General features: G+C 71.8%; 28 protein-coding genes, 1 tRNA gene and 1 pseudogene. 8 read left to right on the plus strand and 22 right to left on the minus strand.

What is annotated here, in order from left to right; all coding sequences use genetic code 11:
• Positions 1 to 1,300, plus strand: a pseudogene (locus C3489_RS20520) (nickel transporter); the annotation flags it as partial.
• Between the two features lies 1 nt (position 1,301).
• Here the strand turns inward: C3489_RS20520 and C3489_RS20525 are convergent.
• Positions 1,302 to 1,880, minus strand: coding sequence for a TetR/AcrR family transcriptional regulator (locus C3489_RS20525; protein ID WP_103783406.1), 579 nt, complete (start codon positions 1,878 to 1,880; stop codon positions 1,302 to 1,304).
• Between the two features lie 129 nt (positions 1,881 to 2,009).
• On the opposite strand from C3489_RS20525, the gene C3489_RS20530 reads away from it, so the two are divergent.
• Positions 2,010 to 3,212, plus strand: coding sequence for an MFS transporter (locus tag C3489_RS20530; protein WP_103783408.1), 1,203 nt, complete (start codon positions 2,010 to 2,012; stop codon positions 3,210 to 3,212).
• A 412-nt stretch (positions 3,213 to 3,624) separates the two neighbouring features.
• On the opposite strand, the gene C3489_RS20540 is transcribed toward C3489_RS20530, so the two are convergent.
• The 6 genes from C3489_RS20540 to C3489_RS20565 form a co-directional block, all read right to left on the minus strand.
• A complete protein-coding gene (locus C3489_RS20540) occupies positions 3,625 to 5,280 on the minus strand; it encodes a long-chain fatty acid--CoA ligase (RefSeq protein ID WP_103783412.1) in 1,656 nt (551 codons plus the stop codon).
• Between the two features lie 144 nt (positions 5,281 to 5,424).
• A complete protein-coding gene (locus C3489_RS20545; RefSeq protein WP_103783413.1) occupies positions 5,425 to 5,973 on the minus strand; it encodes a SigE family RNA polymerase sigma factor in 549 nt (182 codons plus the stop codon).
• 147 nt (positions 5,974 to 6,120) lie between these two features.
• Positions 6,121 to 7,266, minus strand: a complete 1,146-nt coding sequence (locus tag C3489_RS20550) for a lipid-transfer protein (protein ID WP_258054870.1) — start codon at positions 7,264 to 7,266, stop codon at positions 6,121 to 6,123.
• Positions 7,263 to 7,664, minus strand: a complete 402-nt coding sequence (locus C3489_RS20555) for a MaoC/PaaZ C-terminal domain-containing protein (RefSeq protein WP_103783416.1) — start codon at positions 7,662 to 7,664, stop codon at positions 7,263 to 7,265. The genes C3489_RS20550 and C3489_RS20555 overlap by 4 nt, the downstream gene beginning before the upstream one ends.
• Before the next feature lie 5 nt (positions 7,665 to 7,669).
• Entirely contained in the window at positions 7,670 to 8,554 is an 885-nt protein-coding gene (locus C3489_RS20560; protein ID WP_103783531.1) for a bifunctional MaoC family dehydratase N-terminal/OB-fold nucleic acid binding domain-containing protein, read from the minus strand.
• A gap of 191 nt (positions 8,555 to 8,745) precedes the next feature.
• Complete coding sequence (locus tag C3489_RS20565; protein ID WP_103783417.1) at positions 8,746 to 9,072, minus strand: hypothetical protein; 327 nt, start codon at positions 9,070 to 9,072, stop codon at positions 8,746 to 8,748.
• A 387-nt stretch (positions 9,073 to 9,459) separates the two neighbouring features.
• On the opposite strand from C3489_RS20565, the gene C3489_RS20570 reads away from it, so the two are divergent.
• The gene (locus C3489_RS20570; protein ID WP_103783418.1) at positions 9,460 to 10,320 is read left to right on the plus strand and encodes a bifunctional DNA primase/polymerase; all 861 of its coding nucleotides are present in this window, start codon (positions 9,460 to 9,462) and stop codon (positions 10,318 to 10,320) included.
• A 148-nt stretch (positions 10,321 to 10,468) separates the two neighbouring features.
• Here the strand turns inward: C3489_RS20570 and C3489_RS20575 are convergent, their stop codons facing one another.
• On the minus strand, positions 10,469 to 10,765 hold the full coding sequence (locus tag C3489_RS20575; protein ID WP_103783419.1) for a DUF3303 family protein: 297 nt from the start codon (positions 10,763 to 10,765) through the stop codon (positions 10,469 to 10,471).
• A gap of 269 nt (positions 10,766 to 11,034) precedes the next feature.
• On the opposite strand from C3489_RS20575, the gene C3489_RS20580 reads away from it, so the two are divergent.
• Positions 11,035 to 12,810: a SpoIIE family protein phosphatase gene (locus tag C3489_RS20580; RefSeq protein WP_103783421.1), complete on the plus strand. Its 1,776-nt coding sequence runs from the start codon at positions 11,035 to 11,037 to the stop codon at positions 12,808 to 12,810.
• Between the two features lie 163 nt (positions 12,811 to 12,973).
• Here C3489_RS20580 and C3489_RS20585 read toward each other — a convergent pair whose 3' ends face one another.
• From C3489_RS20585 to C3489_RS20635, 11 genes are all read right to left on the minus strand, one after another.
• On the minus strand, positions 12,974 to 14,152 hold the full coding sequence (locus C3489_RS20585) for a site-specific integrase (protein WP_103783422.1): 1,179 nt from the start codon (positions 14,150 to 14,152) through the stop codon (positions 12,974 to 12,976).
• A complete protein-coding gene (locus tag C3489_RS20590) occupies positions 14,152 to 14,367 on the minus strand; it encodes a helix-turn-helix domain-containing protein (protein ID WP_103783424.1) in 216 nt (71 codons plus the stop codon). Before C3489_RS20590 ends, C3489_RS20585 begins: the two co-directional genes overlap by 1 nt.
• Entirely contained in the window at positions 14,367 to 15,782 is a 1,416-nt protein-coding gene (repSA, locus tag C3489_RS20595) for a replication initiator protein RepSA (protein WP_103783425.1), read from the minus strand. Before repSA ends, C3489_RS20590 begins: the two co-directional genes overlap by 1 nt.
• A 4-nt stretch (positions 15,783 to 15,786) precedes the next feature.
• Positions 15,787 to 15,969, minus strand: coding sequence for a hypothetical protein (locus C3489_RS20600; protein WP_103783427.1), 183 nt, complete (start codon positions 15,967 to 15,969; stop codon positions 15,787 to 15,789).
• A gap of 94 nt (positions 15,970 to 16,063) precedes the next feature.
• A complete protein-coding gene (locus C3489_RS20605; protein WP_103783533.1) occupies positions 16,064 to 16,609 on the minus strand; it encodes a GGDEF domain-containing protein in 546 nt (181 codons plus the stop codon).
• 5 nt (positions 16,610 to 16,614) lie between these two features.
• Positions 16,615 to 16,920 carry a SpdD protein gene (locus C3489_RS20610; protein ID WP_103783429.1) on the minus strand — a complete coding sequence of 102 codons (306 nt, stop codon included), beginning with the start codon at positions 16,918 to 16,920 and terminating at the stop codon, positions 16,615 to 16,617.
• A gap of 18 nt (positions 16,921 to 16,938) precedes the next feature.
• Complete coding sequence (locus C3489_RS20615) at positions 16,939 to 17,097, minus strand: hypothetical protein (protein WP_103783431.1); 159 nt, start codon at positions 17,095 to 17,097, stop codon at positions 16,939 to 16,941.
• Between the two features lie 13 nt (positions 17,098 to 17,110).
• Positions 17,111 to 17,299 (minus strand): mobile element transfer protein, encoded by a 189-nt coding sequence (locus tag C3489_RS20620; RefSeq protein ID WP_103783433.1) that lies wholly within the window; start codon positions 17,297 to 17,299, stop codon positions 17,111 to 17,113.
• Positions 17,300 to 17,318: 19 nt separating this feature from the next.
• Positions 17,319 to 17,993: a DUF2637 domain-containing protein gene (locus C3489_RS20625; protein ID WP_103783435.1), complete on the minus strand. Its 675-nt coding sequence runs from the start codon at positions 17,991 to 17,993 to the stop codon at positions 17,319 to 17,321.
• 18 nt (positions 17,994 to 18,011) lie between these two features.
• On the minus strand, positions 18,012 to 19,352 hold the full coding sequence (locus C3489_RS20630; RefSeq protein WP_103783437.1) for an FtsK/SpoIIIE domain-containing protein: 1,341 nt from the start codon (positions 19,350 to 19,352) through the stop codon (positions 18,012 to 18,014).
• Between the two features lies 1 nt (position 19,353).
• Positions 19,354 to 19,683 (minus strand): hypothetical protein, encoded by a 330-nt coding sequence (locus tag C3489_RS20635; protein ID WP_103783439.1) that lies wholly within the window; start codon positions 19,681 to 19,683, stop codon positions 19,354 to 19,356.
• A gap of 194 nt (positions 19,684 to 19,877) precedes the next feature.
• Between C3489_RS20635 and C3489_RS20640 the strand changes: the two genes are divergently transcribed.
• Both C3489_RS20640 and C3489_RS20645 read left to right on the plus strand, forming a co-directional pair.
• The gene (locus C3489_RS20640) at positions 19,878 to 20,636 is read left to right on the plus strand and encodes a GntR family transcriptional regulator (protein WP_103783440.1); all 759 of its coding nucleotides are present in this window, start codon (positions 19,878 to 19,880) and stop codon (positions 20,634 to 20,636) included.
• 86 nt (positions 20,637 to 20,722) lie between these two features.
• Entirely contained in the window at positions 20,723 to 21,208 is a 486-nt protein-coding gene (locus C3489_RS20645; RefSeq protein WP_103783442.1) for an NUDIX hydrolase, read from the plus strand.
• A 520-nt stretch (positions 21,209 to 21,728) separates the two neighbouring features.
• Here the strand turns inward: C3489_RS20645 and C3489_RS38375 are convergent.
• The 3 genes from C3489_RS38375 to C3489_RS20655 form a co-directional block, all read right to left on the minus strand.
• Positions 21,729 to 22,610 carry a hypothetical protein gene (locus tag C3489_RS38375; RefSeq protein ID WP_146075340.1) on the minus strand — a complete coding sequence of 294 codons (882 nt, stop codon included), beginning with the start codon at positions 22,608 to 22,610 and terminating at the stop codon, positions 21,729 to 21,731.
• A gap of 243 nt (positions 22,611 to 22,853) precedes the next feature.
• Positions 22,854 to 22,940: transfer RNA gene (locus tag C3489_RS20650), tRNA-Ser, on the minus strand.
• A gap of 62 nt (positions 22,941 to 23,002) precedes the next feature.
• Complete coding sequence (locus tag C3489_RS20655) at positions 23,003 to 24,535, minus strand: S1C family serine protease (RefSeq protein WP_103783443.1); 1,533 nt, start codon at positions 24,533 to 24,535, stop codon at positions 23,003 to 23,005.
• Positions 24,536 to 24,820: 285 nt separating this feature from the next.
• On the opposite strand from C3489_RS20655, the gene C3489_RS20665 reads away from it, so the two are divergent.
• On the plus strand, positions 24,821 to 25,648 hold the full coding sequence (locus C3489_RS20665) for a glycerophosphodiester phosphodiesterase (RefSeq protein ID WP_103783445.1): 828 nt from the start codon (positions 24,821 to 24,823) through the stop codon (positions 25,646 to 25,648).
• Positions 25,649 to 25,824: 176 nt separating this feature from the next.
• A complete protein-coding gene (locus C3489_RS20670) occupies positions 25,825 to 26,463 on the plus strand; it encodes an ATP-binding protein (RefSeq protein WP_103783447.1) in 639 nt (212 codons plus the stop codon).
• Positions 26,464 to 26,502: the final 39 nt, after the last annotated feature.

Below are 26,502 nucleotides of genomic sequence, written 5' to 3' on the forward strand. Positions count from 1 at the left end.
TGCTCAGCCGCTTCCCGCCGAGGCCGCCGGGCCCGTGGACCCGAACTCCACGCAGGGCCGGTCGATCAGCGTGCGCACGCTGGGGCAGGGCGTGCCGTTCACCCGTCAGGCCGCCCCCGCCCCCGGCGCCCCGCAGGCGCCGCACCCCGCGTCGGCCACCCCGGCGCCGCACGCGCCCGGAGGCAGCGGACGGCGCCGGAAGCTGGGCACCCCGCCCGATCCCGCCACCCGCACCGCCGACCAGACGGCCGGCGGGGCCGCCGGAGCCACCGGAGCTCCCGGAGCCACCGGGCAGCGGCCCGCGCCCGGGGCGGCTCGCCAGCAGCCGCCGCAGCCCGCCCACCCGACTCCCGGAGCCGGTCCGGCCGGGCAGCAGCCGGCGCCCGGCGCACCCGTGGCGCACCCCTCGCTCGCCGGGCAGGCGCGGCCGGTGCAGCCGGGTACCGAGGGTGCCGGGCGGTCGTACGCCATAGGGGCGCCGGACGAGAACGCCGCCGAGGGTCCCGAGCCGCTCGACGGGCCCGGCGGAGCCGTGGAGGTCGCCGACGCGCCCCCGCCGCGGCCGATGGACGACGAGCTGCCGCCCGAGCCGCTGGACAACCCGCGCCGGCTGCTGGTGTGGCCGGCCCCGGACGTGTCCACCGAGCAGGCGCTGAGCGACCGCGGCTACCGGCCGGTGATCGTGCACTCGCGCGAGGAGGTCGACGCGCAGATCGCGGCGTTCCCGGCCGCGCTGTTCGTGGACCCGCTGACCGGGCCGATCACCCGGACCGCGCTGCAGCAGCTGCGACAGGCCGCCGTGGCCGCCGAGGTGCCGGTGATGGTGACGGCGGGCCTCGGGCAGGCCTCGCGGGAGGCGGCGTACGGCGCCGACCCCGCCGTACTGCTCAAGGCGCTGGCGCCGCGGGACAGCGAGCAGCACCCGCCGCGGGTGATGCTGATCGAGGAGCACGCGGAGATAGCGCTGGCGCTGACCGCGACGCTGGAGCGGCGCGGGATGCAGGTCGCGCGGGCCGCGAGCGACGCGGACGCGGTGGCGCTGGCGGGGCAGTTCCGGCCGAACCTGGTCGTGATGGACCTGATGCAGGTGCACCGGCGGCGGGCCGGGATCGTGGACTGGCTGCGCGCGAACGGGCAGCTCACCCGCACCCCGCTGGTCGTCTACACGGCCGCCGTCGACCCGGCCGACCTGCCGCGGCTGGCGTCCGGCGAGACGGTGCTGTTCCTGGCGGAGCGGTCCACCAGCGCGGAGGTCCAGACACGGATCGTCGACCTGCTGGCCCGGATCGGCACGAACTAGCTCATCGCGCGATCAGCCTGCGCGCCGCTTCCTTGACCGAGGCGCGCAGGCGGGCGCGGTCGGGGTCGTCGGCGCCGACCAGGATGCGGCTCATCTGCGGGACGACGGTGACCCAGTTGGCCAGGGCGATCAGCAGAAGCAGCAGGTCGGCGGCCGGGATGGCGTCGCTGATCACGCCGCGTTCCTGGCCGTCGCGGATCGCGGCGACCTTGGCGGCGTAGTGGTCCTGGCGCTCGGCCTCGTCGGGCAGTTCGGCGGTGCCGTACTCGATGCCCTCCCAGTAGAGGAGGCGCAGCAGTTCGGGGTGGGCGGCGTGGTAGTCCATGAGCCGGTCCAGCCAGCCCTCGATGTCGTCCGGGTCGACCGGCACCGCGGCGGCGAGGTCGACCATGCGGCGGCCCAGGACCTGGGAGAACAGCTCCGACTTGTTGCCGAAGTAGGCGTAGATCAGCTGCTTGTTGGCCTTCGCCTCGCTCGCGATGCGGTCGATGCGGGCGCCCGCGATGCCGTACCGGGCGAACTCGGCGACGGCCGCCTCGAAGATCCGGGCCCTGGTGGCCTCGGGGTCCCTTGCTGCCATGGGGCACAGCTTAGCCCCTCGGGTAACCAACTGGTTGGTTGACAGGGAATCGAGCGGGACTCCAGACTGTTCACCCAGCGTCCAACCAACCAGTTAGTTGTTAGAGCAGGCTCGAAGGAGACCCTCCCCATGCCCGCCACCACCACCGGCGTCCGCCACCGTCCCCCGGTGCGCGACCGCGGCCCCCGCACCACCTCCTCGGGGCTCTTCCTGACCCTCATCGCCGTCTGCTCCGCGGTCACGGCCGCCAACATCTACCTGGCCGCGCCGCTGCTCCCGCTGATCGCCCGCGACTTCGGCTCGGCGCCCTCCGCGATCGCCTGGATCGCCTCCGTCGCCCAGCTCGGCTACGCGGTCGGCCTGCTGTTCTTCGCCCCGCTGGGCGACAGCGCCAACCGGCGCCGCCTGGTCACCGTGCTCACCGTCGTCACCACGGTGGCGCTGGCCGCCAGTGCCGCCGCCCCCGGCACCGGGGCGCTCGCGGGCGCGGTGTTCGTCGCCTCCGCGGCGACCGTCATCCCGCAGCTGCTGGTGCCGCTGGTCGCCGAGCGGGCGCCCGCCGACCGCCGGGCCTTCCATGTCGCGGCCGTCATCTCCGGGCTGTTCGCGGGCATCGTCGCCGCCCGGGTGGTCGGAGGGCTCGCCGGGCAGGCCTTCGGCTGGCGCTGGGTGTTCGCGGGCTCGGGCGTGCTCACGCTGACGCTGGGCCTGGCGACCGCGCTGGTGCTGCCCTCCACCCGGCGGGGCGGCGCCGGCTTCTTCGCCGGGATCGCCGCGCTGCCCGGGCTGCTGCGCCGCTCGCCCGACCTGTGGCGGGCGTGCGTGCGGCAGGCCGGGATGTTCGGGGCGTGGAGCGCCCTGTGGACCTCGCTCGCGCTGCTGCTGACCGGTCCGCGCTACGGCATGTCCACGGCGACGGCCGGGCTGTTCGGCCTGTTCGGGCTCGCGGCCAGCGTGGTGGCGCCGCTGGCGGGCGGCCTGGTGGACCGGTTCGGCGCGGCGAAGGTCGTGCGCCGGGCCTACCTGGTCGCGGCCGTGTCGGTACCGCTGTTCTGGCTCGGCGGGCATGTCGTCGCCGCGCTCTTCGCGGCCGCGATCGCGATCCACGCCGCCCTGGTGGCCTCGCACGTGGCCAACCAGACCCTGGCCCTGACCACCACGACCACCCCGGCCACCGCCAACACCGCGTACGTGGTGAGCGGCTTCGCGGGCGGCGCCCTCGCCTCCGCCCTGGCCGGCCCGGCCTTCGGCCACTTCGGCTGGGGCGGCGTGTGCGCGGTGGCGGCGACCTGGCTGCTGATCGGCTGGGGAGCCACGGCCGCACGCCGGTGATGGCCCGGGGCCACGGCCGCACGACGGTGGGCCCCCGGCCACGGCCGCACGGCGGCCCCGGGCCACGGCCTTACGCCGGGACAGCTCCTGACCACGGCGTACGCCGGGACGGCTCCTGGCCACGGCGTATGCCGCCCCCGCCGTCCGGGGCGGCCGGGCAGGCCGGGCCGCCGGCCAGCCGGGGCGGCGGGGCCGCCCGGGCCAGTGCGGGGCGCCGCCCCGCCCGGGTCCACGCGGGGCGGCGCCGCCCCGCCAACCCGCGCGGGCCGTCACCGCCGTACGACGGTGACGGCCCGCGCGACGGACACCGCGTGTGTCCGTCGGCCGAGCGCCGCACACGCTCGTGCGACGGGCACCGGGCGTACCCGCGCAGGGCGTCACCGCATCGCGGCGGTGGCGCCCCGTGGTGTGACTAGAGCTTGGTGATCTCCAGCTCGCCCTCCGCGTACTGCCTGCGGAGCACCTTCTTGTCGAACTTGCCGACGCTCGTCTTCGGGACCGCCTCGACGATCGTCCAGCGCTCCGGGAGCTGCCAGCGGGCGATGTGCCCCTCGTCGGCCAGGAAGGCGCGCAGGGTCTCGAAGTCGGCGGTGGCGCCCTCCTTGAGAACGACCGTGGCCAGGGGCCGCTCGCCCCACTTGTCGTCGGGGACGGCGACGACGGCCGCCTCGGCGACGTCCGGGTGGGACATCAGCGCGTTCTCCAGCTCGACGGAGGAGATCCACTCGCCGCCGGACTTGATGACGTCCTTGGCCCGGTCGGTGAGGGTGAGGAAGCCGTCGGGGGAGATGGTGCCGACGTCGCCGGTCTTCAGCCAGCCGTCCTCGCTGAACTTGTCGGCGGGGCGCAGGGCTTCGGCGTCGGGGCCGTTGTAGTACGCGCCGGCGATCCACGGGCCGCGCACCTCCAGCTCGCCCGCCGACTCCCCGTCCCAGGGCAGGCGTTCGCCGCCGGGGCCGGTGAGGCGGGCCTCGACGGAGGCGGGGAAGCGGCCCTGGGTCAGGCGGTAGCCGAACTCCTCCTCGGTGCCGACCGCGTGGGCCGGCGGGCGGGCCACCGTGCCGAGCGGGGAGGTCTCCGTCATGCCCCAGGCGTGGCAGACCCGCATGCCGAGCTTGTCGAAGGCCTCCATCAGGGAGGGCGGACAGGCCGAGCCGCCGATGGTGACCTGGTGCAGCGAGGAGACGTCACGCGGCCGCGCGGTGAGCTCGGCGAGCAGGCCCTGCCAGATGGTGGGGACGGCGGCGGCGTGGGTCGGCTTCTCGCCCTCGATCATCTCGGCGAGCGGCGCCGGCTGCAGGAAGCGGTCCGGCATCAGCAGGTTGACGCCGGTCATGAAGGTGGCGTGCGGCAGGCCCCAGGCGTTCACATGGAACTGGGGCACCACGACCAGGGACGTGTCCTGGTCGGTCAGGCCCATCGACTGGGCCATGTTGACCTGCATGGAGTGCAGGTAGATCGAGCGGTGGCTGTAGACCACGCCCTTGGGGTCGCCGGTGGTGCCGGAGGTGTAGCACATGGAGGCGGCCTGCCGCTCGTCCAGCTCCGGCCAGTCATAGGTGGTCGGCTTCCCGGCGAGCAGCTCCTCGTACTCGTGGACCCGCGCGGTGGCGTCCGCGAGCAGCGAGCGGTCACCGGGGCCGCTGACCACGACGTGCTCGACGGTCTTCAGCTGCGGCAGCAGCGGGGCGAGCAGCGGCAGCAGGGAGCCGTTGACCACGACGACCTTGTCGGCGGCGTGGCCGACGATCCAGGTCAGCTGCTCGGCGGGCAGGCGCAGGTTGAGCGTGTGCAGGATCGCGCCCATGGAGGGGATCGCGAAGTACGCCTCGACGTGCTCGGCGTTGTTCCACATGAGCGTGGCCACGCGGTCGTCGTCGCGTACACCCAGGTCCTCGCGCAGGGCGTGCGCCAGCTGGGCGGCGCGGGCGCCGATCTCGGCGTAGGAGCGGCGCTGCGGTGCGCCCTCGCCGGTCCAGGTGGTCACCTGCGAGGTGCCGTGGACGGTCGACCCGTGGGTCAGGATCCTGGAGATCAGCAGCGGTACGTCCTGCATCGTGCTCTGCACGGCGTCCTCCCGGGCGACGTTGCCTACGCGGTGGTAACGGGTTGCGCTGATTCTGCGCACATACCGCGCGGTATGTCACTAGGGAGCGGCGATCGATCACTGCGCCGTAGGTCACGAAACGGCTGTGAGCGACGACTCGCGCCCTCAGCCCGCCGGTATCAGCTCCGGGTCCTCGCGCAGCTTGCCCAACGCCCGCGACACCGCCGACTTCACCGTGCCGACCGACACGCCGAGCACCTCGGCCGTCTGGGCCTCGCTGAGGTCCTCGTAGTACCTCAGCACGACCATCGCCCGCTGTCGCGCCGGCAGCTTCATGATCGCCCGCCACATCGCGTCGTGCAGCGCCTGCCGCTCGGCCGGGTCGTCGTCGCCGGGCACCGGCTCCGGCTCGGGCAGCTCGTCGGTGGCGAACTCGTCGACCTTGCGCTTGCGCCACTGGGAGGTGCGGGTGTTCACCAGCGCGCGCCGCACATAGCCGTCGACCGCCCGGTGGTCCTCGATGCGCTCCCAGGCGGCGTACGTCTTGGCGAGCGCGGTCTGCAACAGGTCCTCCGCGTCGCTCGGGTTCGCGGTGAGCGAGCGGGCGGTACGCAGCAGCGCCGACTGGCGGGCCCTGACGTACGACGAGAAGGACGTGTACGACGGCGTCCACGTCGCGGCCTTCGAAGCGCTGGTGCAGACGGGTGTGGTCATGGCTCCACGCTAGGAGCCTCGGGCGTCGTCGCGGATCGCCCGCAGGTCCCGAAGCGGAGTCCCCCTCAGGTTGTAGGGGTGGGGCTCGCCCCACCTCCCAGAGGTGGAGCCGGGGGGGACCTCCCTGCGGGATGACCCCTGGGGGCCTCACCGGTCCACGGCCAGGACCAGGCCCGATGTCGGCACCCCGGTGCCCGCCGTCACCAGGGTCAGCTCGGCCCCCGGCACCTGGTTCACGGACGTGCCGCGCAGCTGCCGTACCGCCTCGGCTATCCCGTTCATGCCGTGCAGATACGCCTCCCCGAGCTGGCCCCCGTGGGTGTTCAGCGGCAGCCGGTCCTCCGCCACGAAGGCCGAGGCCTCCCCGGGCCCGCAGAACCCGAACTCCTCCAGCTGCATCAGCACGAACGGGGTGAAGTGGTCGTACAGGATCGCCACGTCGATGTCGGCCGGCGCCAGGCCGCCGGCCCGCCACAGCTGCCGTGCGACCACGCCCATCTCGGGCAGGCCCGTCAGGTCGTGCCGGTTGAAGCCGGTCATCTGCTCCTGCGCCCGGCCGGCGCCCTGCGCGGCGGCCGCGATCACGGCGGGCGGACGGCGCAGGTCGCGGGCGCGTTCGACCGAGGTGACGACGACCGCCTGGCCGCCGTCGGTCTCCTGGCAGCAGTCCAGCAGCCTGAGCGGCTCGGCGATCCAGCGGGAGGCGGCGTGGTCGGCGAGGGTGATGGGCCGGCCGTGGAAGTACGCCGCAGGATTGGTCGCCGCGTGCCGGCGTGCCGTCACCGCCACCGGCCCGAACGCCTGCGGGGTCAGCCCGTGCGCATACAGGTACCGCTGGGCCGCCATCGCCACCCAGGACGCCGGTGTGAGCAGCCCGAACGGCATCACCCAGCCCAGCGCCACGCCCTCGGCGGTCGGTTCCCGGTGGGTGACACCGGAGCCGAAGCGGCGGCCCGAGCGCTCGTTGAAGGCCCGGTAGCAGACCACCACCTCGGCGAGGCCGGAGGCGACGGCGAGCGCCGCCTGCAGCACGGTCGCGCAGGCCGCGCCACCGCCGTAGTGGACGCGGGAGAAGAAGGACAGCTCGCCCATCCCGCAGGCCTGCGCCACGGTGATCTCCGGGCTGGTGTCCATCGTGAACGTCACCAGCCCGTCGACGTCGCCGGGCGTGAGCCCCGCGTCGGCCAGCGCCGCCCGCACCGCCTCCGCCGCCAGCGCCAGTTCGCTGCGGCCCGAGTCCTTGGAGAACTCCGTCGCCCCGATCCCGGCGATCGCGGCCCGGCCGCCGATCACGGCCCCTCCCAGGTGACGGTGACGGTGCCGGTGACGTGCCGGCCGAGGCCGTTGTCGCCGGTGACCTCGACGACGGCGCTGTCGCCGGTGACGTCCCGCAGCCTGCCCCGGAGCACCATCGTGTCGCCGGGGTGGTTGGGTGCGCCGAGCCGGATGGCGATCTTCCGCAGCACCGCCGTCGGGCCGAGGTGGTCGGTGACGTACCTGCCGACCAGGCCGTTCGTCGTCAGGATGTTCATGAAGACGTCCGGGGCGCCCTTGTCCCGGGCGAGCTCCGGGTCGTGGTGCACGTCCTGGAAGTCGCGGGAGGCGAGGGCCCCGGCGACGATCAGGGTGCGGGTGATCTCGACGGTGAGCCGGGGAAGTTCGTCCCCGGGCCGGAGCACGGGCGAGGACATCGGTTTCACTGGCGTACCTCCAGGAACACGGGCAGCACGAGGTCGTCGTCGTACCGCCGGAAGTCCAGCCGCACCGGCATCCCGATGCGCACTTTGTCGTACGGCACGCCCTCCACGTTGCCGACGATCCGCACGCCCTCGGCGAGTTCGACGAGGACGACGGCGTACGGCGGGTCGAAGGCCGGGAAGGGGGGATGGTGCATCACGACGTAGGAGTGGACCGTGCCCTCGCCGCGCGCCTCGACGGTGTCCCACCGAGGCGAGCCGCAGGCGTGGCAGCCGGGCAGCCACGGGAAGCGCAGGGTGCCGCAGGCGCCGCACCGCTGGATCAGCAGCCGGTGTGCGCGCACGCCCTCCCAGAAGCCGGCGTTGTCGCGGTTGACGACGGGCCGGGGCCGCGGCGGGCGCCGGCGTGCGGGCGCGTACTTGAGGATGCGGAAGCGGTGGGTCCCGGCGAGTTCGCCGCGTACCCGGATGTCGGTCCGGGTCGTCACGAAGTGGCCGCTGCCGAGCTTGGTCGTCTTGCGCTCGGAGACCGACTCGATCACCGAGTCGAAGGTGATCTCGTCGCCGGGGCGCAGGGGGCGCAGGTACTCCTGCTCGCAGTCGGTGGCGACGACGGCGGTGCAGCCCGCCTCGTCGAGCAGGGCGAGCAGTTCCTCGTACGCGGCGGAGCGGCCGCCGTGACCGCTCAGGCCGCCCATGGTCCACACCTGGAGCATCGCGGGCGGTGCCACGGCGTCCGGGCCGGTGTAGGCGGGGTTGCGGTCGCCGACGGCTTCGCACCAGTGCCGGATCATGGGGAGGTTGACGGGGTCCTTGCCCGCCGTACCGGCGGCGGCGGTCCGCCCCTCGTAGGCCTTGAGCCGTGCCCCCAGCGGATCCGTCACCACAGCACCCCCCTGAACGTCCGGGTCATGTCCGACGAGCCATTCCTGACTGTCCGTCAGATCTGATGCTGTGTCAACACAGCTGCGCGGCGGTGCCGGAGCACCGCCGCGCGACCTTGTGAACCACCCCACAGAGCACACTTCGAGCGGGCACCGAGGGGGCCGGCGCCGTTCGCGCCGGCCCCCTCAGCTCACCACCACAGCGGGGAGAAGCTGACGGCGACGTTCTCGTTGCCCTGGTTGATCGCGGTGAAGGCCGAGCCGTTCACCTGGGCGGTATTGCTCTGGTTGGAGGCACCGGAGCCGGTCGCCTGCTGCTGTGTGGTCGACGAGTTGCCGTTGTTGTCGCCACCGACCCCACTGCCGACGATGCCCTGGATCGCGCTGGTGACGGCCGCACTCGATCCGTCGTCCGCGATGGCGCCGTTGTCGGCCGTCGCGACGCCGGCGAAGAGAGCGGCGGCCAGCGGGAGGGCGGAGACGGCGGCGAGAACGCGGGCGGTACGGATGCTTGCCATGTGAGTTCCTCCATCAGGACCCGTTCACGCGCCGGCCGGGTCGGCCGGTCACGCGTCAACTACGTTCCATCGCGGGGCAGTTGGCCGTCCGCCCCGGGTGATCTGTACGACGTCGCGAGACCAGAGTTGCCCACCGAATCCCCGGCGAACCATCCCGGAAGGCGCGATTCGCCCTCAAGCGTGATGACAAGTCGATAAACCCCTTTCACCACCTTTCACCGGCCGTTCAACCACAGGTCGGACACCTCGGGCCGGACCACCCCAAGCACCGCAAGGGGTGAACCGTTCCGGCGCGGTTCCCGCCGTTCCGCCGCCCCACGGCGTGTCGGCCCGCACCGACCCGAAACCGCTCTTCCCTTACTCGAACATGCGTACGAACATAGACGCATGGCCCCCACCGACCGGCAGGCCAGGACGCTGGCCCTCGCCCACGCGCTGTCAGCCGCCGAACGCGGCCTGGCGGTCATCCCCCTGTCCCGCACCAAGCTCCCGGCCCTGCGCTCCCCCCACCACGACGACCCCGCCGGCGCCCCGCCCTGCCACGGCGAGTGCGGCCGCTTCGGCCACGGCGTGTACGACGCCACCACCGATCCCGAACGGATCCGCGCCCTGTTCGCCGCCGCGCCCTGGGCCACCGGCTACGGCATCGCCTGCGGGCTGCCCCCGCACCACCTGATCGGCATCGACCTGGACACCAAGTCCGGCACGGACTCCTCCACCGCCCTGCGCGAGCTGGCCCTTCGCCATCTGTTCACGATCCCGCCGACGGTCGTCGTCCTGACCCCCTCCGGCGGCCGCCACCTCTGGCTCACCGGCCCCCCGGACACCGCCGTCCCCAACTCCGCGAGCCGGCTCGCCCCGGGCATCGACGTCCGCGGCGCCGGCGGCTACCTGGTCGGCCCCGGCTCCCGCACCCGGCACGGCGAGTACACCGTCGCCCCCGGCAGCGCCCACCTCGCCCCGGCCCCCTGCCCCCCGGCCCTGCTCCGGCTGCTGCTGCCCGCCCCGCACCACCGGCGCACCTCGGCCGGCGCCCACGGCCAGGGCCTGGTCCACTTCGTGCTGGCCGCCCACCGGGGCCAGCGCAACACCCGCCTGTTCTGGGCCGCCTGCCGCGCCTACGAGAACGGCATCGGCCCCGCCCTGCTCACCTCGCTCGTCGACGCGGCCCTCGACACGGGTCTGACGGAACACGAGGCCAGGGCGACGATCGCGTCGGCGGCACGGCTGACCGGGCATCGGCCTTGACGGCTCACGCGGGCCGGCCAGACATCGGCCGTGAGGGCTCACGCGGGCCGGCCAGACATCGGCCGTGAGGGCTCGGCGCGGGCCGCCGACGACCCGCCGGCAGGCCCTCGGCGTGATCGTCGGCGACGAGCCGCGTCCCCCGCCGGCCTCAGCCGGAGCCGTACTCGCGCAGGCCGGCCTGGACCTCGTCGATGTTCATCACCGGAAGGAACTCGATCCTGGCGCCGAGCTCCTGGAAGAACGGCTCCGCGATGGTCGGGATCTTGGCGGGATCCTGAAGATCGAAAACGATGAACCCGGTCCGCATGCCGTCCTTCGCCCCGAAGAACGCCGCCTCCGGGTTCAGCCGCTCCAGCGTCGACTTCATGATGTCCGGCAGCGTCTGGTCCTTGATCGCCTTGTTCGCCCTGTCGGTGTCCATCTGGACAGTCAGCAGCACCCTCATCAGCGCTCCACCTCGATGTCTCTCCCTCGGCGCCACGGGTGCCCTGCGCACCCAGGCCGAGCAGCGGTACGTCAACGGTCGTCGCCCCTGGTGGCGGCTGCATCCGCACAAGGCCGAACGGGTCGCGGCGCCGGGCCGGCGCCGTCGCACCGCGTCCGGGTTGGGTTTCTCCATGGCGCGGGCATACGGGAGAGGCGGCGTGAGGAGATCGCGCGACACTCGTGCCGCGGCAACCGGAACGCACACTCGATCTTCAGGGGGGCGAGGACATGACGGACAGGGAAACCGCCGAGACCGGCCATGACCGGCCGGCGGGCGTCCCCGGCGCCCGGCTCCAGGACGCGCTGGAGGCCATCGGGGCCGGCGCCTACCTGGTCGACGAGCAGGGCCGTATCGTCGCCGCCAACTCCCTCGCCGAGCGCCTGCTGGACCGGCCCGCCGAGGACATGATCGGCAGGGACGCGCACGAGCTGCTGCACCGCGGGCCCCAGGGCCAGCCACTGCCCGCCACGCAGTGCTGCATGCGGCAGGCCTTCCACGCCGGACACCCCGCGCAGGCGGCGGAGGACTACTTCGCCCGCGCCGACGGCTCCGTCCTGCGCATCTCCTGGCTGATCGCCCCCTACGCCATGGACGGCTCGGAGCCCGGCACACTCGTGATCTTCCACACCCCCGAGCCGGCGCCCGCCACCGGGCCGCGTCCGGAGCAAGCCGCCGAGCGGCTCAGCGACCTCGAACGGCTGGCCCTGCTGGCCGAGACCACGTCCCAGCTGACCTCCACCTTCGACGTCGACGAGGCACTGCGCCGCCTCATCGCCCTGGTGGTGCCCCGGCTGGCGGACTGGGTCGTGATCGACCTGATCACCGAACGCGACGAGGTGTGGCGCACCGCCGTGGTCCAGGCCGACGGCGACACGCTGGTGCACCACGAGGAGTTGCAGGGGCCCATGCCGCCAGTTCCCGAGGAGTCCCCGATGCCCCTCTCCCGGGCCCTGCGCGGCGTCGCCTCCACCCTGGCGGGGCCCGAGACCTACCGGGTCGCCCCGGATTCCGGGATCGCCGTGGAGCAGCGCCGCCTGTTCGACGCCACCGGCATCCACTCGGCGGCCATCGCACCCCTTCGCGGCACCCGTGAAGTCCTGGGCGCCATCACCCTGGGCCGCGCCAAGAAGGCGGGCGACTTCACCGTCGCCGACCTTCCGCTGCTGGAGGACATCGCGCGCCGCGCCGGTATCGCCCTGGACAACGCCCGGCTGTACCAGCGCCAGCGCGCGGTCGCCGAGACCATGCAGAACCATCTGCTGCCGCAGATGCCGAGCGTGCCCGGCCTGCAGATGGCCGTCCGCTATCTGCCCGCCCCCGACGACTCACAGGTGGGCGGCGACTGGTACGACGCCTTCACGCTGCCCGACGGCGCCACCGCCCTGGCCGTCGGAGACGTCGTCGGCCACGACCTGGAGGCCGCCGCCGGCATGGCCCAGCTGCGCAACATGCTGCGCGCCTACGGCTGGTCCCGGCAGGAACCCCCCAGCCGCATCGTGGAACGCCTCGACGAGGCGATCATGCCCATCACCGACGTCTCCATGGCCACCCTCGTCTTCGCCCGGGTCACCCGGACCGACGACGGCCGCTGGCAGCTGTCCTGGACCAACGCCGGGCACCCCCCGCCCCTGCTCATCACCCGCAACGGGCTGGCCCGCTACCTCACGGGCGGCCATGGTCTGCTGCTGGGCACCGGTGTGCGCGGATCACGCCCCGACGCCACCGCCGCGCTGCCGCCCGGATCCACCCTGCTGCTGTACACCGACGGCCTCATCGAAGCACCCGGCCGCACCCTGGACGACGGCCTCGACCGCCTCCGCCAGCACGCCGCCGCCCTGGCCCACCGCCCCCTGGCCTCCTTCACGGACGAACTCCTGCGCCGCGTCCAGCCCCCCGGCATCGACGACGTCGCCCTCCTGGCCGTCCGAACACCACACGATGCGGACGCCGGGAGGACGACTCCCCCGGGGCCCGTGACGAGGAACGACACGGGCAGCCCGTGACGAGGAACGACAAAGGGGTGTCTCCCGCGGGAGACACCCCTTCAGACCTGTGGTGTCCACAAGTGGTGCGGAGGCGGTGGGATTTGAACCCACGGTGACATCGCTGCCACGACGGTTTTCAAGACCTTTCCACAGTCACGACCCCTAGCCGCTGCACCGCAGGTCAGACGCGTGCGAGCACTCCCGCAGAGCCGTCGTCGTCATCATCGTGCCCCCTACGTGCCCCTTTGGCTTCGTCGTGTCCGCTGAACCACGCATCAGAAGCCTCGGCGACCTGGTCGTCACGGCCGGCCACCGGGCGGGCGTAGTGCCGGGTCGTCACGCTCGCATTCGAGTGCCCGAGCCGATGGGCGGCGGTCATGACGCCATACCGGTCGGCAACCCAGGTTCCATGCGAAGCCCGGAGGTCGTGCGGAGTGACGTCGGTGAGCCCGGCCGCCGTCACGGCAGGGTCGAAGTACGCCTTACGCCACTGGTTGTAGCGCAGCGGCTTGCCTGCAGGAGTGGTGAACAACAGAGCGTCCTCACCCCCGGGCAGCACTTCGAGGTAGGACCCGAGCCGCTTCACCAGTGAGGGTGCCAGGCGCAGAAGCCGCTTCTGATGGGACTTCGGGGTGTCGAAGACCAGAGCGCCGTTCGCTTCGGCGAGGTTCTCGTCGACCAGGAGGAAGCCGCCGGCCACGTCGACGTCCGAGCGCCGAAGGGCGAACGCCTCCCCCACCCGGAGGCCCGCGAAGGCGAGCAACGCAATCAGCAAGTCATGCGGCTTCGCAGCACTGCGGACGATGCGTGAGGCTTCCAGCGGGGTGACGATGTGCGGCTCGGTCTGCGGCATGCGTGGGAGGCGTACACCACGGCACGGGGTCTGCGGGATCAGATCGTTGTCCACTGCCGACGCCATGATCTGCGACAACACTCGGTACGCCTGGCGGATACGTGAGGGGCTCAGCCCCTCAGTGCGCATCGCAGCCACCCACTCAGTGACCGTGATCGGCCGCAAACTCGACAGCTCGCGATCACCGAGCGCCGGATTGATCCGCGAGTTGATCAGGGACCTGTAGGACGCCTGTGTCTTGTGCTTGAGCTGCGGAGCGACGGCAGCAAGCCAGCGAGCGGCCCAGTCCCGCACGGTCGTCTGTCCCTCGGCGGGGTCGAGCCAGCGGCCTTCCTCGATCTCGATGCGCTTCCGCATGAGCCACCGGTCGGCATCCGTCGACGTGGCGAACGTCCGATCCGCAGGCCGCAGCACACCGTCCGGGCCGGGGTAGCGGGCTTGGAAGCGGCCGGACGGCAGCTTGCGCACACGGCCGAACGTCCGGCGAGACCTGCGCTTCGGCGCCATCAGGCAGCACCCCGCAGAGCCATGGGGCGCAGGATGACCGGTTCCACGGTGTTGGCGGCCACGAACGCCTCCACAGCACTCTCAGGGATGCGCACATGCCGACCGACCTTCACAAAGGTGATCCGCCGCTCTTCGATGAGTCGGCGAGGGAACCGCACGCCCGTGCCGAGGCGTTCGGCGACTTCCTGCACAGTGAGCAGTCGGTCCGTGGTCACTAGTCGTCTCCTTCCGAACGGCTGTCGGCGAGCGCTTCACGTGCGAGTTCGCGACCTTGCTGGATGTCGCGGCGGATGTTGGCGGCGAGCCATGATTCGCCGGGGGTGTGGCCGTGGCCGGCGTAGGTCCAGTGGGCGAGGGTCAGGGTGGTGGCCTCCTGGTCGTCGGGGTCGGGCAGGCCGAGGGCTTGGCGTTGCTGGGCGGCGCGGTAGTCGGCGCGGACCTGGCGCAGGGCGCCGTGGGTGGTCGAGTAGCGGCGAGACTTAGTGGAGAAGTGGCCGCGGAAGCCGAGCATGTGGGCCCAGTCGCGCAGCTTGCGGTCGGGGTAGAGCAGGTGCAGGTCGAGGCAGGCGGCGATGAGCCGGGCCGGGTGGTCGGGCACGCCGAGCAGGGCCAAGGCCTCCTTGTTGCCGATGCGGCGGTCGACGGTGCCTGTGGTCTCGGCCGCCTTGGTGGCGTACTTCGCGACGTACGAGGCCACGGCCTGTTCGGTGATGTCCTGGCCGTCGCCGAAGGCCTTGATCGGGCGCACGTCGAGCTGCGCGCCCCAGCGCAGCGTGCGGGCAGGCGCGGTCCTTGCCGGTTGATCGGGGTCCGGCTGATACCGAGCCGAAGGCACGTCCACGGCGACGCGGGCGGCTGCAGCGCGGATGGCGTCGGTGAGCAGGTCGAGGGTGGCCCAGGCCGGGGGCGGGGTGTCGGGTCCCTCGGGGCCGTCGAAGCGGATCACGGCATGGAAGTGGACGGCTCCACGCTTTTGGTACTCGGCGACCTTGCCGAAGGAGACCCGGGACTGTTCGTGGGCGGCCTTCTGGGTGAGGCCGGCGCGGCGGGCGATCTCGCGGCGCAGATAGATCGTGAAGTAGCGCCACAGCTCGGAGGCGTGGTTGTTCCACAGCACGGCGCCTGCGTAGTCGTAGGACTCCGGGTCGAGCGGGGTGCCCAGCTCTGGGGCGTCCTCCGGGTGGCGAGTGCCGCAGCGGCAGGGCCGGTTGCCGGGCCGGTTGTGGACCGGGCCGAACGACGGCGCGGTCAGCGTGGCGAACACGCGGGGATGGTCCCGGATGGTGTCGGGGGTGCCCTTGGCGGGGTCACCGACGAGACCGGCGCGGATGAGGTGGTAGGTGTCCCCGGCGTAGGTCCAGGCACAGGCGGGGCAGCGGGAGGCCCGGCGGTTGCCGCACGCGATCCGGAGCCGTCCACCGGGCTCATTGTCGGACGTGTAGGAGTGCAGGACCTGCCGCGTTTGCTTGTCCCGGACGACGACGGATCCTTGCAGGTGGATGGGGTCGGAGCAGCCGCCGGTCCGGCGGATCTGGTCTTGGATGCGGTCGAAGCCGTCAGACCCGGCCAGCCTCAGCACGTCCTTGAGGGTGGCCGGGTCCAGGCCCGCCATGGTGGCGGTGTCGGTCAACTGGTCACCTCCCGACGCGGGCGAGCGTGGCGGCGAGGAGCTGGTGGCCGGTGCCCTTGCAGCTGGGGCAGTTGACGCGGAGCGTGGCGCGGGTGCCGTCCGGGTGGCGGGTGCCGGTGGTGATGGCGGCGGTGGCGAAGCCGTCGCAGTCGCGGCAGATCCGCCGGTTGGGGGTGTGCTGGGGCATGATGAGGCTCCCTTTTCGGGTCCGTTGGGTTCGGAAGGGGTTCAGGCGCCCGGAGCGGACGAAGTTTGGCGACCGAGGCCGCTCCGGGGGCCGCTTAGCGTGTGTTGCGCCTGCCGTGGCCTTTGGCCGCGTACATCGCGGCGTCGGCGGCGGTCAGGGCGTCGGTGAGAGTCGGCACCGGCAGGTGTACGCGGTGGCAGTGGCCGACCGAGGCCGCCACCGGCAGGACGCAGCCGTTGTGCGTCACCGGCTGGTCCAGCGCGAGCTGGAGCGCGTAGAGGCCGGCGGTTTGAGTGGGGTCGGTGACGAGGGCGGCGAATTCGTCTCCGCCGAGGCGGGCGGCGATGCCGTGGCGTCCACACCAGTCGGCGAGGCGGCGGGCGGTCGCCATCAGGGCCGTGTCGCCGGCGGCGTGGCCATGGGTGTCGTTGATGGCCTTGAAGTCGTCCAGGTCGACCAGGACCACGAGGGCGTTCGGGTGCTTGGCCAGCAGGTGTTCGGCGCGGGTGGTCCATCCGGCGCGGGTGTGCAGGCCGGTGAGCCGGTCGCGGCGGGCGGTCGAGAGGCGGCGGGTGAGCAGTCCGCCGTGCAGGGCCCAGCCCAGGGCCGGTAACCCGGCGGCTATGACGTGGGTGTCCATGCTGGTCACCGCCCCTTCTGGAGGTCCTTGACGAGGAGGCGGAGGACGACGGCGACGACGGCAACGGAGACGCCGGTGATGGCAACCGCGAGGAGCATGGAAACCAGGACCGCGCCGACGACCAGGACCACGGCGCCACCGCCGGCGGCGAGGGCCAGCGCGCTGCCCGGGGTGAGCTGCACGGCGGGCCGGTTCGAGGCCGGGACCACCGGAGCGGCGGCCGGGACGGCGGGCGCCGGGGTACTGGACTGCGGCGCCAGGTCGGCCGGGGGCGGGGCGGTGTCCTGGGGCGGGTACTTCGGGGTGAGCACGGTGGTTCTCCCTTCAGGTCACTTGTTGAGGGCGGTGCCGATGACGGGGCTGAGGAAGCTGTCGGCGACGAGGTAGCCGCCGAGGAGGAGCACGATCACGAGCCACCAGGGCGGGCGGACGAGCTTGACGCCGAGGTAGCCGACGACGAGGAGGGCGAGCCAGAGCGGAACGTCCATGGCAGGTGGTCTCCTAGGCCTGGCACCGGTGGGTGCGGGCGGCGAGTTCGGCGGCGGAGCGGTCGGGGTAGTCGGCGGAGAAGCCGCAGCCGGGGGCAGTGCAGGCGGCGGTGTGCTTGTCGCGGCCCCGGCCGTCGTAATAGGTGGCGACCTGAACGGGGCCGATGCGGATGCGGTCGCGGAAGTTGCGGTACACAGCCACGAGCGATCTCCCTTGGGAGTTAGGCGAGTTGGAGTTGGGCGGCGATGGCGTCGACCATCGGCGCGGGCAGTCCGAGCCGGGCCGAGAGCGCGTCGGCGGGCATCGGGGAGCCGGTGGACGCCTGGTGGGCGTCGGCGAGCTTCCGGGCGTGGTCCAGCAGCGCGGCCGGGACCGACGGAGACGCGGGCGCAGGCGTGGGCTGCGGCGGGGCCGAGGGCGAAGCTGGGGCCAGTTCGGGCGTCGGGTCCGGAGCCGGGGCCGTTTCGGCCGTGTCGGCGCGGTGCATCTCGACTTCCGACGCAGCCGGTTCGTCGTCCTCGGGCTGTGCGGGTACGGCCGGGGTGTGGACGAGGAGGGTTCCGCCGAGGAAGGCCAGTGCCGGCCATCCGGCGACGAGGATGCGCAGCCAGGCGGGCACGTGCTCCAGGTCGAGCAGCCCGGCAGTGGCGACGTTCGCGCCGAGTGAGGCGGCCAGGGCGATGACGAACCAGGTCCAGGCCGAACGGTCACGGCGGGCCGTGCGCAGCCGCCGCCAGGCGGCGACCAACAGCAGGTCGACCGAGACCGGGTAGGCCCAGGCCTTCCAGCCGGACTGGCCCGCGGCTGCGGCGAGGTCGTGGAGGTGGGCGAAGGACAGAGCTCCGGCGATGACGGCCTGGATGAGCACGGCGTCCGGGCGAATCGAGCGAGGCATGACACCTCCCTTCGGGCGTCAGTCGGTGCCCGGGCGGGGCTTGACCAGCGACGGGCCGGGCGCCGGCGCCTCGGCGGGCACGAACGGGCGGAAGGGCTCCAGCGCGGGGAGGTCTGGGACCAGGTGGGCGAACTCCCGGCAGACGGCGACCACTTCATCCCGAGAGGTGTGCGGGGTGCGGATCTTCGACCAGCCGCCCGTAGAGTCCGCCGCCACAGCGGTACCGGGGCGCTCCATCGGGATTAGGCTGGCGACCGGCACCGCGTCCGGAGCGACGTCGGCAAGGCCCATCTCTGCGGTCTGCTTGTCGTTGACCCGGTGCACCACGCGGCCGGTGAGCTGGGCGCGGAGCATCGTGGCGCCCTTGCCCAGCTCGGAGCCGAAGCGCTGAGCGCAGATCTCCAGGTAGATGCCGACCGCGCGGGCCATCTGCGCCAGCCGGATCAGCGCGGTCACGATCCGCTCCCGGCGTTCCTCGTCCTTGCGCGAGGAGATCAGGAACAGCTCGGCCACCTCGTCGACCAGGACGACGACCGGCACGGGCCGCACGGTGTCGGGCAGGTCCCAGATGTCGGAGGCACCGTGCAGGCTCAGCAGGTCGAACCGGTCTTCCATCTCCGCCACCAGCACATCCAGCAGCGAGGTGGCATCGTCTGGAGTGGTGACCAGGGCCGAGAATCGAGGCGCGAAGGCGGACTGTTCCACCCCGCGCTTGCAGTCGATCCCCACCAGCGCGACCGGAAGCTGAGCGAGGCCCTTGATGAGGTTGCGCTGATACATCGACTTGCCCGAGTGGTTCGCGCCCAGCGTCAGGGCCATGGGGGCCTTGCGGTAGTCCCGCACGAACGCGGTCCCGTCCTCCCGCAGCGCGACCGGCACCACCATGTCGTGCGGCCGTGCCTTGCGCGGCATCCGCACCCGGCCGAGCACGTCATAGCCGGTCATGCGCAACTCGACGTATCCGGGCTTGGTCTCCACCACGGTCACCGAGTGCACGCCCCAGGCGTGACGCAGCCGCTCCGAGGACGCCTTCACGTCCGCCGGTTCGAGGCCGGCGGGCAGGCGCAGGGTGACCCGCAAGCCAGTGGGCGTGGCCCGCACCCGGCGGATCTTCGGCGGGACCGGCTGCACCTCGCGGCGGGCGACGTTGCGGGTGACGAACGCCCGCAGGCCGGACGGCTGAACCGTCAGCCCGCACACGTCCATCGTGGAGCGGTACGAGAAGGTGAACCGGCCCCAGGTGAGCGGTGCCCCGAGCAGCGACCAGTACACGCGCGGGGCGTGGACCTTCGCATATCCGAGCCCACCGGCACCGGCTAAGGCTCCCGTGGTCTCCAGCCACGTCGTCACATCGGCCATGTCAGGCCACCGGGGTGATCGCGACCGCGCGGAACGAGATCCCGTGCCGCTTCTGCCCGTTGAACTCCTTCTCCCAGTCCCGGGCCTTGAGCCCGATCACCTTGACCGGCATGCCCGGCGCCAGACCCTCCGGGTAACCCGTCTCCGGGATGGTCACCTGGTACAGGTTGCCCTCGCCCTCGTCGGAGACCAGCAGGCCCACCGTCGAGAGGCCGGCACCGGTCTCCCGGTCGATGGCCCGTTCCCCGGTCTTGGCGTTCGCCATCTTCGGCACCGGCGGGGTCGCCACGAACACCACTGCGGTCGAAGTGTCGATCTTGAAAGACGGCATGTACCCATCCCTCGTTCAAAGGAGGTCGCCCGCTGCGACCTCTCTAGACATCTCTAGGAGAACTCACATCTCTAGAGATGTCAAGAAAGATGTCTAGAGAGGTTCTCTGGCGCGGGTGAGGGTTACACGCAAGAGGCAGGGCAACATCTGTTGCCCTAGAGTGGGATGTCTAGAGAAGAAGGGAGGACTCCGGGATGGCCAGCACCGACAACGACCGTCGGCCGAAGTACCAACGGATCGCGGACTCTCTACGGGAAGCGATCCGGTCCGGCACGTACGGTCCCGGTGACCGGCTTCCAGGGGAGAACGAATTGATGGCCACGCATGGCGTGGCACGCATGACCGCTCGTCAGGCACTCAGCGTGCTCAAGGACGAAGGGGTAGCCGAGTCCCGAAAGGGTGCCGGCGTCTTCGTCCGAGCCTTTCGCCCGTTGAGGCGCCGAGGTATCCAGCGGCTTTCACAGGAGCAGTGGGGCAGCGGGCGCTCGATCTGGTCTGCCGACATTGAGAACCGCACCCTCACGGTCGATCAGGTCACGGTGTCGGAGGAAGAGGCACCTGAAGGGATCGGGGCCGTCCTGGAGCTCGGGGACGGGGATACCGTGTGCGTGCGGCGGCGGCGATTCGTCCTGGACGGGAAGCCAGTCCTCTTGGCGACCAGTTATCTGCCCACCTCGGTGGTCGCGGGTTCCGCGATCATGCAGGAGGACACGGGTCCTGGCGGAACGTACGCCCGACTCGCCGAACTCGGTTACAAGCCCGTCCACTTCCGCGAAGAGATCCGCTCGCGCATGCCTACGAAGGGCGAAGCGGATCAACTGAGCATCTCCGCAGGTACGCCGGTCATCCTCATCTGCCGGACCGCGTTCGCAGACGAGGGGCGCCCCGTCGAGATCAACGAAATGACGCTCGATGCCGCCTCCTACATCCTGGAGTACGACTTCGACGCCTGAGCTGCAGGCTCGTCGAGTGTTCGTTCGCCAGGGGTAGCACTGCAGCAGGTGCCGATCCACTGCCCGGCGCAAGTACCCTCCCCCGCATGGCACCTAACGAGCATGAAGCGAAGACGGCGCAGCCGCGCATGGCCGCGGGTGCGCTTTTCTTTGACTCCGACGGCCGAGTCCTCATGGTCGAGCCCACCTACAAGGACTACTGGGACGTGCCCGGGGGCTACGTCGAGGTGGGGGAATCGCCGCTGCAAGCCGCCGTTCGAGAGGTGCGAGAGGAACTCGGGATCTCCGTCTCGCTGGGGCGGTTGCTGGCGGTCGATTGGGCACCCAACGACGCGGAGGGTGACAAGGTCCTGTACCTGTTCGATGGCGGGCAGCTCCCGCCGGAACTACTCGACCAGGTCGCGCTGGGAGCCGACGAGCTGCGAGCCTTCCACTTCGTGCCGCTGGCGGACATCGAGAAGCGGACGATTCCCCGGTTGGCCCGCCGTATCCGGAGCGCCGCTCAGGCTCGCGATGACGCTGCACCCATCTACCTGGAGCACGGCACGACTCCCGAGGCACCGGCGGCCTAGGCGTTCCCGGGCTCGGGGGCAGGCACCTGTTACAGGTTTCTCTACCTCATCAAGGCACCCGGCTCCGCTCCGCTCCGCCGGGCGCGCTTCCCGGCTCCGCTGCGCGCTGCGCTCCTGCCTTCGGCCCGCTCCGCGCACGCTGCGCCGACGCGCGCCCACATGTGGATAGGACCGGTGGCCATGAGGGGATCACCGCATTGCGCGGCCCCTGTCAGAACAATGCCTCCGGCGGGGGATCGGCCGGCACCGGGATGGAGGGGGCGCCGTCGCCGACCGCGGGTCCGATGTGGCGTGCGCGGGGAGCTCCCATCCCGTCCACCGTCGACCCAGGCGAAGCCGAGCAGACGCGGCCCATGGCGTCCAGGTCGTTCGTACAGTGGCGCGCTCCACCTGGACGCCATGGACCACGCCCGCTCCACGGTGTGTGGGTCGACGGCGGACGGGATGGGAGCTGAGGAGAGTGGTGGTTACTGTGGCTGGTTATCCACTCACCAACGCAGACCGTCGAGAACCAACATCGCTAGCCCGAACACGTGCCGCTCAACTTGTGCAGGGCGATGGACGTGATTGCGCTGCCGATGGGTGCGATTGCGCTGCCACAGTCCGGGCAGTTTCTTTGTCCGGTTCCGGTAGGAGCATGTTCCTCAAGCTGGTGCCTTAGGTACGGATACTGGTTGCCGAAGGCCTTGCCGCAGATGTCGCAGCGATACGGGAGCGAGCGGCTCGGGCAGAGAATTGGGTGGCCAATCGCGTCCGCGACCGGGCGATGGCAATAGCGGCACTCCGGCAGTTGCCCCGTGGGCGGCGGAAGGGCCGAACGGGCCTGCAACGCAAGTGGTGCGGTGGGGTGGGTGCCCGCCGGCAGCCAAAGCCCGCCTGCCGCCCTGACGGGGTCACGTGCAGTGAACAGTGCGTCGCGGCTCGCCCCCATGCCAGCAATCGCGTACTCGCCACTCGGCACGGTGACGTCGAGCTGCTGCCCGATTCGGGCGGGAATCACCAGGCCGTCGCGCTGCGCCGGTCCGGTGCGGCCAGCCAGAAGCAGGGAGACTGGGTCACCATCGCGCAGCCCTGACCCGCGCGCCGGAGAATCCAGCTGGGGGACAACGGAGATCACCTGTTGCGGCACGCCGGGCCCGCCGAGTGTCTCAGCAGCATCGAGGTGAGCCCACTGTCCGTCCGTGACAGGGGGCGGGTCCCCCACCAGCCTGACAGCCTGTAGCGGCTGTCCATTGGGGCTGAAGATGAGGTGGCGTCGGCGGTAGAGGTATTCGCCACCAGCGACGAGCAGCGGCCCAAAGGGTCCGACGAGCAGGGACAGAGCGCCGAGGATCCCCTTAACCCACTTCAGGGAGTCTTCCTCGTCGGGGCGCCAGGATTGCGGCGGAGGGGGTGCATTCATCTGGCCTCGAACCTCCAAGGCCGGGTGGCTAAGGCCAATTATCCCCAGGAATGGCCAGCTATCGCTACGTGTCACACATATCAGCGGCACCTCTGTCGGGGCATGGTCGCCGCGCAAAGGGGGGAAGGCGTGCCCCTCACGTGCCCGAACTGACGGGAAATCATGGGGAACCGCGGGTGATCACGGGAAGTGGGAACGGGCGAGAGCCCCTGACCTTTTGGCTGGTCAGAGGCTCTTGCGCTGCGGAGGCGGTGGGATTTGAACCCACGGTGACATCGCTGCCACGACGGTTTTCAAGACCGTTCCCTTCGGCCGCTCGGGCACGCCTCCCCGCGCCGCCGGTCAGGGCGGCGCGGGACAAGACTAACGGGTCGGCAGGCGCCGTGGGCCGGTCAGCTGTCGCCGACGCGGGAGCCCAGGGTCAGTTCGACCGTGTGGGACGTGCCGTCGCGCTCGTAGGTGATCGTCACCTTGTCGCCGGGCTGGTGGGTCCAGATCTCGCCGATCAGCGTGGGGCCGGAGTCGATCACGTGGTCGTCCAGCTTGGTGATGACGTCGCCGGGCTTGAGGCCGGCCTTGGCCGCGGGGCCGCCCGGTTCGACGGAGGCGGAGCCGCCCGCGCCCTGCGGGGTGATCGTCGCGCCGTTGGCGGACTCGTCCAGCGAGACCGACGCGCCGATCTTGGCGTAGACCGGCTTGCCCGTCTTGATCAGCTGCTGGGCGACGTACTTGGCCTGGTTGACCGGGATGGCGAAGCCCAGGCCGATCGAGCCGGACTGGCCGGAGCCGCCCATCCCGCCGCTGCCGGTGGACTGGATCGCGGAGTTGATGCCGATGACGTTGCCGTGCGCGTCCAGCAGCGGGCCGCCGGAGTTGCCCGGGTTGATCGAGGCGTCCGTCTGCAGGGCGCTCATGTAGGACGCCTGGCTGCCGGAGCCGTCGCTGGAGGCCACGGGGCGGTTCTTGGCGCTGATGATGCCCGTGGTCACCGTGTTGGACAGGCCGAAGGGCGCACCGATCGCGATGGTCGCGTCGCCGACCGCCACCTGGTCGGAGTTGCCGAGGGGGAGCGGCTTGAGGTTCGACGGGGCGTTCTTGAGCTTGATGACGGCGACGTCGTAGCCCTGGGCGTGGCCCACCACCTCGGCGTCGTACTTCTTGCCGTCCGGGAAGGTCGCCGTCAGCTTGCCGCCGTCCACCGCGTCCGCCACCACGTGGTTGTTGGTGACGATGTGGCCCTGGGTGTCGAAGACGAAGCCGGTGCCGGTGCCGCCCTCGCCGTTGGTGGACTCCGCCTCGATGGTCACCGTGCTCGGCAGCGCCTTGGCCGCCACCCCTGCCACCGTGCCGGGGTCGCGCTTGACATCCCCGCCGCTGGTGGCCGCGGAGACGGTGGTGGAGCCGGTGCTGTCGTTGTCCTTGGCCAGCGTGTAGCCGAGGCCGCCGCCCAGGCCGCCGGCGACCAGCGCGGCCACCAGGACGGCGGCGAGCAGACCGCCGCGCCCCGACTTCGGCTTCGGCGCGGGCTGCTGCGCGTACGGCACGCCCCAGCCGTGGCCCGTGCCGCCACCGGCCGCACCACCACCTGCCACGCCGCCACCGGTCGTGCCGTCGCCGTACGTCGGCTCGCCCACGGCGTACGCCGGGGTCGCAGGCGGCGGGGGCGGCCAGCCGGCCTCGGGGGCGGAGCCGGCGGTGCCCGGGTGGGCCGCCTGCTGCGGGGCGTCGGCCGCGGGGCTCGTGGCCGGCTGGGCCGGCGGCTGCTGCGGGGGCGCCGTGGACGGGGTCACCGGTGCCTGGCCCTGGGGCGCGGGTGCCTGGCCCTGGGGCGCGGGCGGCTGCGCGGAGGCTGCGGGAGAGTCCACCGGCACGGGAGGTGCAGACGGGGCCGGGGGTACCTCAGTGCCCTCGTTCTCGGTGCTCACAGCTCTTCTCCTCGATCCACGGCTGTCGTTGTCGAAACACAGGGTCACAGGTCGACGGGTCACAGGTCGACCGTCTTCGGGCACGCGCGGCCCCGATGCATGTGCATTTGTATGCCGCCAGCTTTTCCCACCTGCCGTCAGGGGGCCGTAAGCGGTGGCTGTGGGTTCCTGACCATCCTTTATATAGGACCTGTCGGACTAAAGGTGCGTACCACTGGAACGTCTCCCGCGCTTCCGCCCACCCGCGGTCCCCCGTCTACCCCGTCCCGGTGGCACCATGACGCGGTGACCCACGCACGACCGCACCACATCCAAGTCGTCGCCCACCGCGGAGCCTCCGAGGACGCGCCGGAGCACACCCTCGCCGCCTACCGCAAGGCCATCGAGGACGGCGCGGACGCGCTGGAGTGCGATGTCCGGCTGACCGCCGACGGACACCTCGTCTGCGTGCACGACCGCCGCGTCAACCGTACGTCCAACGGCCGCGGCGCGGTCTCCGCCCTGGAGCTCGCCGATCTGGCCGCGCTGGACTTCGGCTCCTGGAAGACGCGGGACGCCTGGCGCGGGCGGGACGAGGAACCGGACTGGGAGTTCCGGCCGGAGGACCGCGAGGCCACCTCGGTGCTGACCCTGGAGCGGCTGCTGGAGCTGGTGGCCGACGCCGATCGGCGCGTGGAGCTGGCCATCGAGACCAAGCACCCCACCCGCTGGGCCGGGCAGGTCGAGGAGCGGCTGCTGCACCTGCTGAAGCGGTTCGGGCTGGACGCGCCGGACTCGCCCGAGGAGTCGCGGGTGCGCGTGATGAGCTTCTCGGCGCGCTCGCTGCACCGGGTGCGCACGGCCTCCCCGACCTTGCCGACGGTCTATCTGATGCAGTTCGTCTCGCCCCGGCTGCGCGACGGCCGGCTGCCCGCGGGCGTGCGGATCGCGGGACCCTCGATCCGGATCGTGCGCGGCCACCCCGGATACGTGGAGCGGCTGAAGCGGGCCGGCCGGCAGGTGCACGTGTGGACGGTGAACGAGCCGGAGGACGTGGAGCTGTGCGCCCGGCTGGGCGTGGACGCCATCATCACCAACCGCCCGGCAGCGGTGCTGCGGCAATTGGGGCGCTGAGCGCGAGAGGCCACCGACGGCCCGGCGGCAGTCACTTCGGTCACATCAGCCCTACAGGTCTCTTGACCCTCGGGCGCTTGCTGCCCCATCCTCCCCTATCGGTCACACCGATGAAATCCAGCCACATGACTACGGGGAGTGCTCCGGCGCGTTCGGTCCGTGTTCGACGGCGGTGAATGCGTCCAAGGACGCGGATTGGCCGGTTTCCGGTACAGGCCAATGGGGCAAACACACCGTGGCGTGGGGCGAAGGAGGTCTCGGGGGTGGCGTTGGTGGTGGCACAGGAGGTGCCCACGTCGTCGAGCATGGCCGTACCCCATGGCCCTGCGGGCGTGGGGAAGGCGAGACACCGCATGCGTGATCAGTTGCGCAGCAGCGGTGTGGCCGAATCGGTCATCGATGATGCCGTTCTGATTCTTTCCGAACTCTTGAGCAACGCGTGTAAACACGGCCGCCCCTTGGGCGACGCGCTCGCCGGGGACGGGGACGTACGGGCCGCGTGGCGGGTGGACCCCGACGGCCGGCTCGTCGTCGAGGTGACCGACGGCGGCGGCCCGACCCGCCCGGCCCCGGCCACCCCCTCGGTGACCGCGCACGGCGGACGCGGCCTGAACATCATCACCGCGCTGGCCGACGACTGGGGCGTCCGGGACGACGTGCGCGGCGAGGTCACGGTGTGGGTCGTCGTCCAGGACGACGTGTACGACCCGGACGCCGGACGTCGGCGCGACGACTTCGCCTCGCGCGTTGCCGCACCTCCGGTGGCCGCGATGGTCGACCTGGACTTCGCGGACGCCTTCGACGACCTGGGCTGACCCCGGCCGCGGAGCCGTCCGCGGTCGTCCCGCGCGGCC

The sequence above is a fragment of the Streptomyces sp. Ru71 genome (assembly GCF_002920535.1).
Classification (GTDB): Bacteria; Actinomycetota; Actinomycetes; order Streptomycetales; family Streptomycetaceae; genus Streptomyces.

Coding starts and splice junctions, on each gene's coding strand:
- C3489_RS20525 (WP_103783406.1), bottom strand. CDS start 1,880: ATGGCAGCAAGGGACCCCGAGGCCACCAGGGCCCGGATCTTCGAGGCG.
- C3489_RS20530 (WP_103783408.1), top strand. CDS start 2,010: ATGCCCGCCACCACCACCGGCGTCCGCCACCGTCCCCCGGTGCGCGAC.
- C3489_RS20545 (WP_103783413.1), bottom strand. CDS start 5,973: ATGACCACACCCGTCTGCACCAGCGCTTCGAAGGCCGCGACGTGGACG.
- C3489_RS20555 (WP_103783416.1), bottom strand. CDS start 7,664: ATGTCCTCGCCCGTGCTCCGGCCCGGGGACGAACTTCCCCGGCTCACC.
- C3489_RS20565 (WP_103783417.1), bottom strand. CDS start 9,072: ATGGCAAGCATCCGTACCGCCCGCGTTCTCGCCGCCGTCTCCGCCCTC.
- C3489_RS20570 (WP_103783418.1), top strand. CDS start 9,460: ATGGCCCCCACCGACCGGCAGGCCAGGACGCTGGCCCTCGCCCACGCG.
- C3489_RS20575 (WP_103783419.1), bottom strand. CDS start 10,765: ATGAGGGTGCTGCTGACTGTCCAGATGGACACCGACAGGGCGAACAAG.
- C3489_RS20580 (WP_103783421.1), top strand. CDS start 11,035: ATGACGGACAGGGAAACCGCCGAGACCGGCCATGACCGGCCGGCGGGC.
- C3489_RS20585 (WP_103783422.1), bottom strand. CDS start 14,152: ATGGCGCCGAAGCGCAGGTCTCGCCGGACGTTCGGCCGTGTGCGCAAG.
- C3489_RS20600 (WP_103783427.1), bottom strand. CDS start 15,969: ATGCCCCAGCACACCCCCAACCGGCGGATCTGCCGCGACTGCGACGGC.
- C3489_RS20605 (WP_103783533.1), bottom strand. CDS start 16,609: ATGGACACCCACGTCATAGCCGCCGGGTTACCGGCCCTGGGCTGGGCC.
- C3489_RS20615 (WP_103783431.1), bottom strand. CDS start 17,097: ATGGACGTTCCGCTCTGGCTCGCCCTCCTCGTCGTCGGCTACCTCGGC.
- C3489_RS20625 (WP_103783435.1), bottom strand. CDS start 17,993: ATGCCTCGCTCGATTCGCCCGGACGCCGTGCTCATCCAGGCCGTCATC.
- C3489_RS20630 (WP_103783437.1), bottom strand. CDS start 19,352: ATGGCCGATGTGACGACGTGGCTGGAGACCACGGGAGCCTTAGCCGGT.
- C3489_RS20635 (WP_103783439.1), bottom strand. CDS start 19,683: ATGCCGTCTTTCAAGATCGACACTTCGACCGCAGTGGTGTTCGTGGCG.
- C3489_RS20640 (WP_103783440.1), top strand. CDS start 19,878: ATGGCCAGCACCGACAACGACCGTCGGCCGAAGTACCAACGGATCGCG.
- C3489_RS20645 (WP_103783442.1), top strand. CDS start 20,723: ATGGCACCTAACGAGCATGAAGCGAAGACGGCGCAGCCGCGCATGGCC.
- C3489_RS38375 (WP_146075340.1), bottom strand. CDS start 22,610: ATGAATGCACCCCCTCCGCCGCAATCCTGGCGCCCCGACGAGGAAGAC.
- C3489_RS20670 (WP_103783447.1), top strand. CDS start 25,825: ATGCGTCCAAGGACGCGGATTGGCCGGTTTCCGGTACAGGCCAATGGG.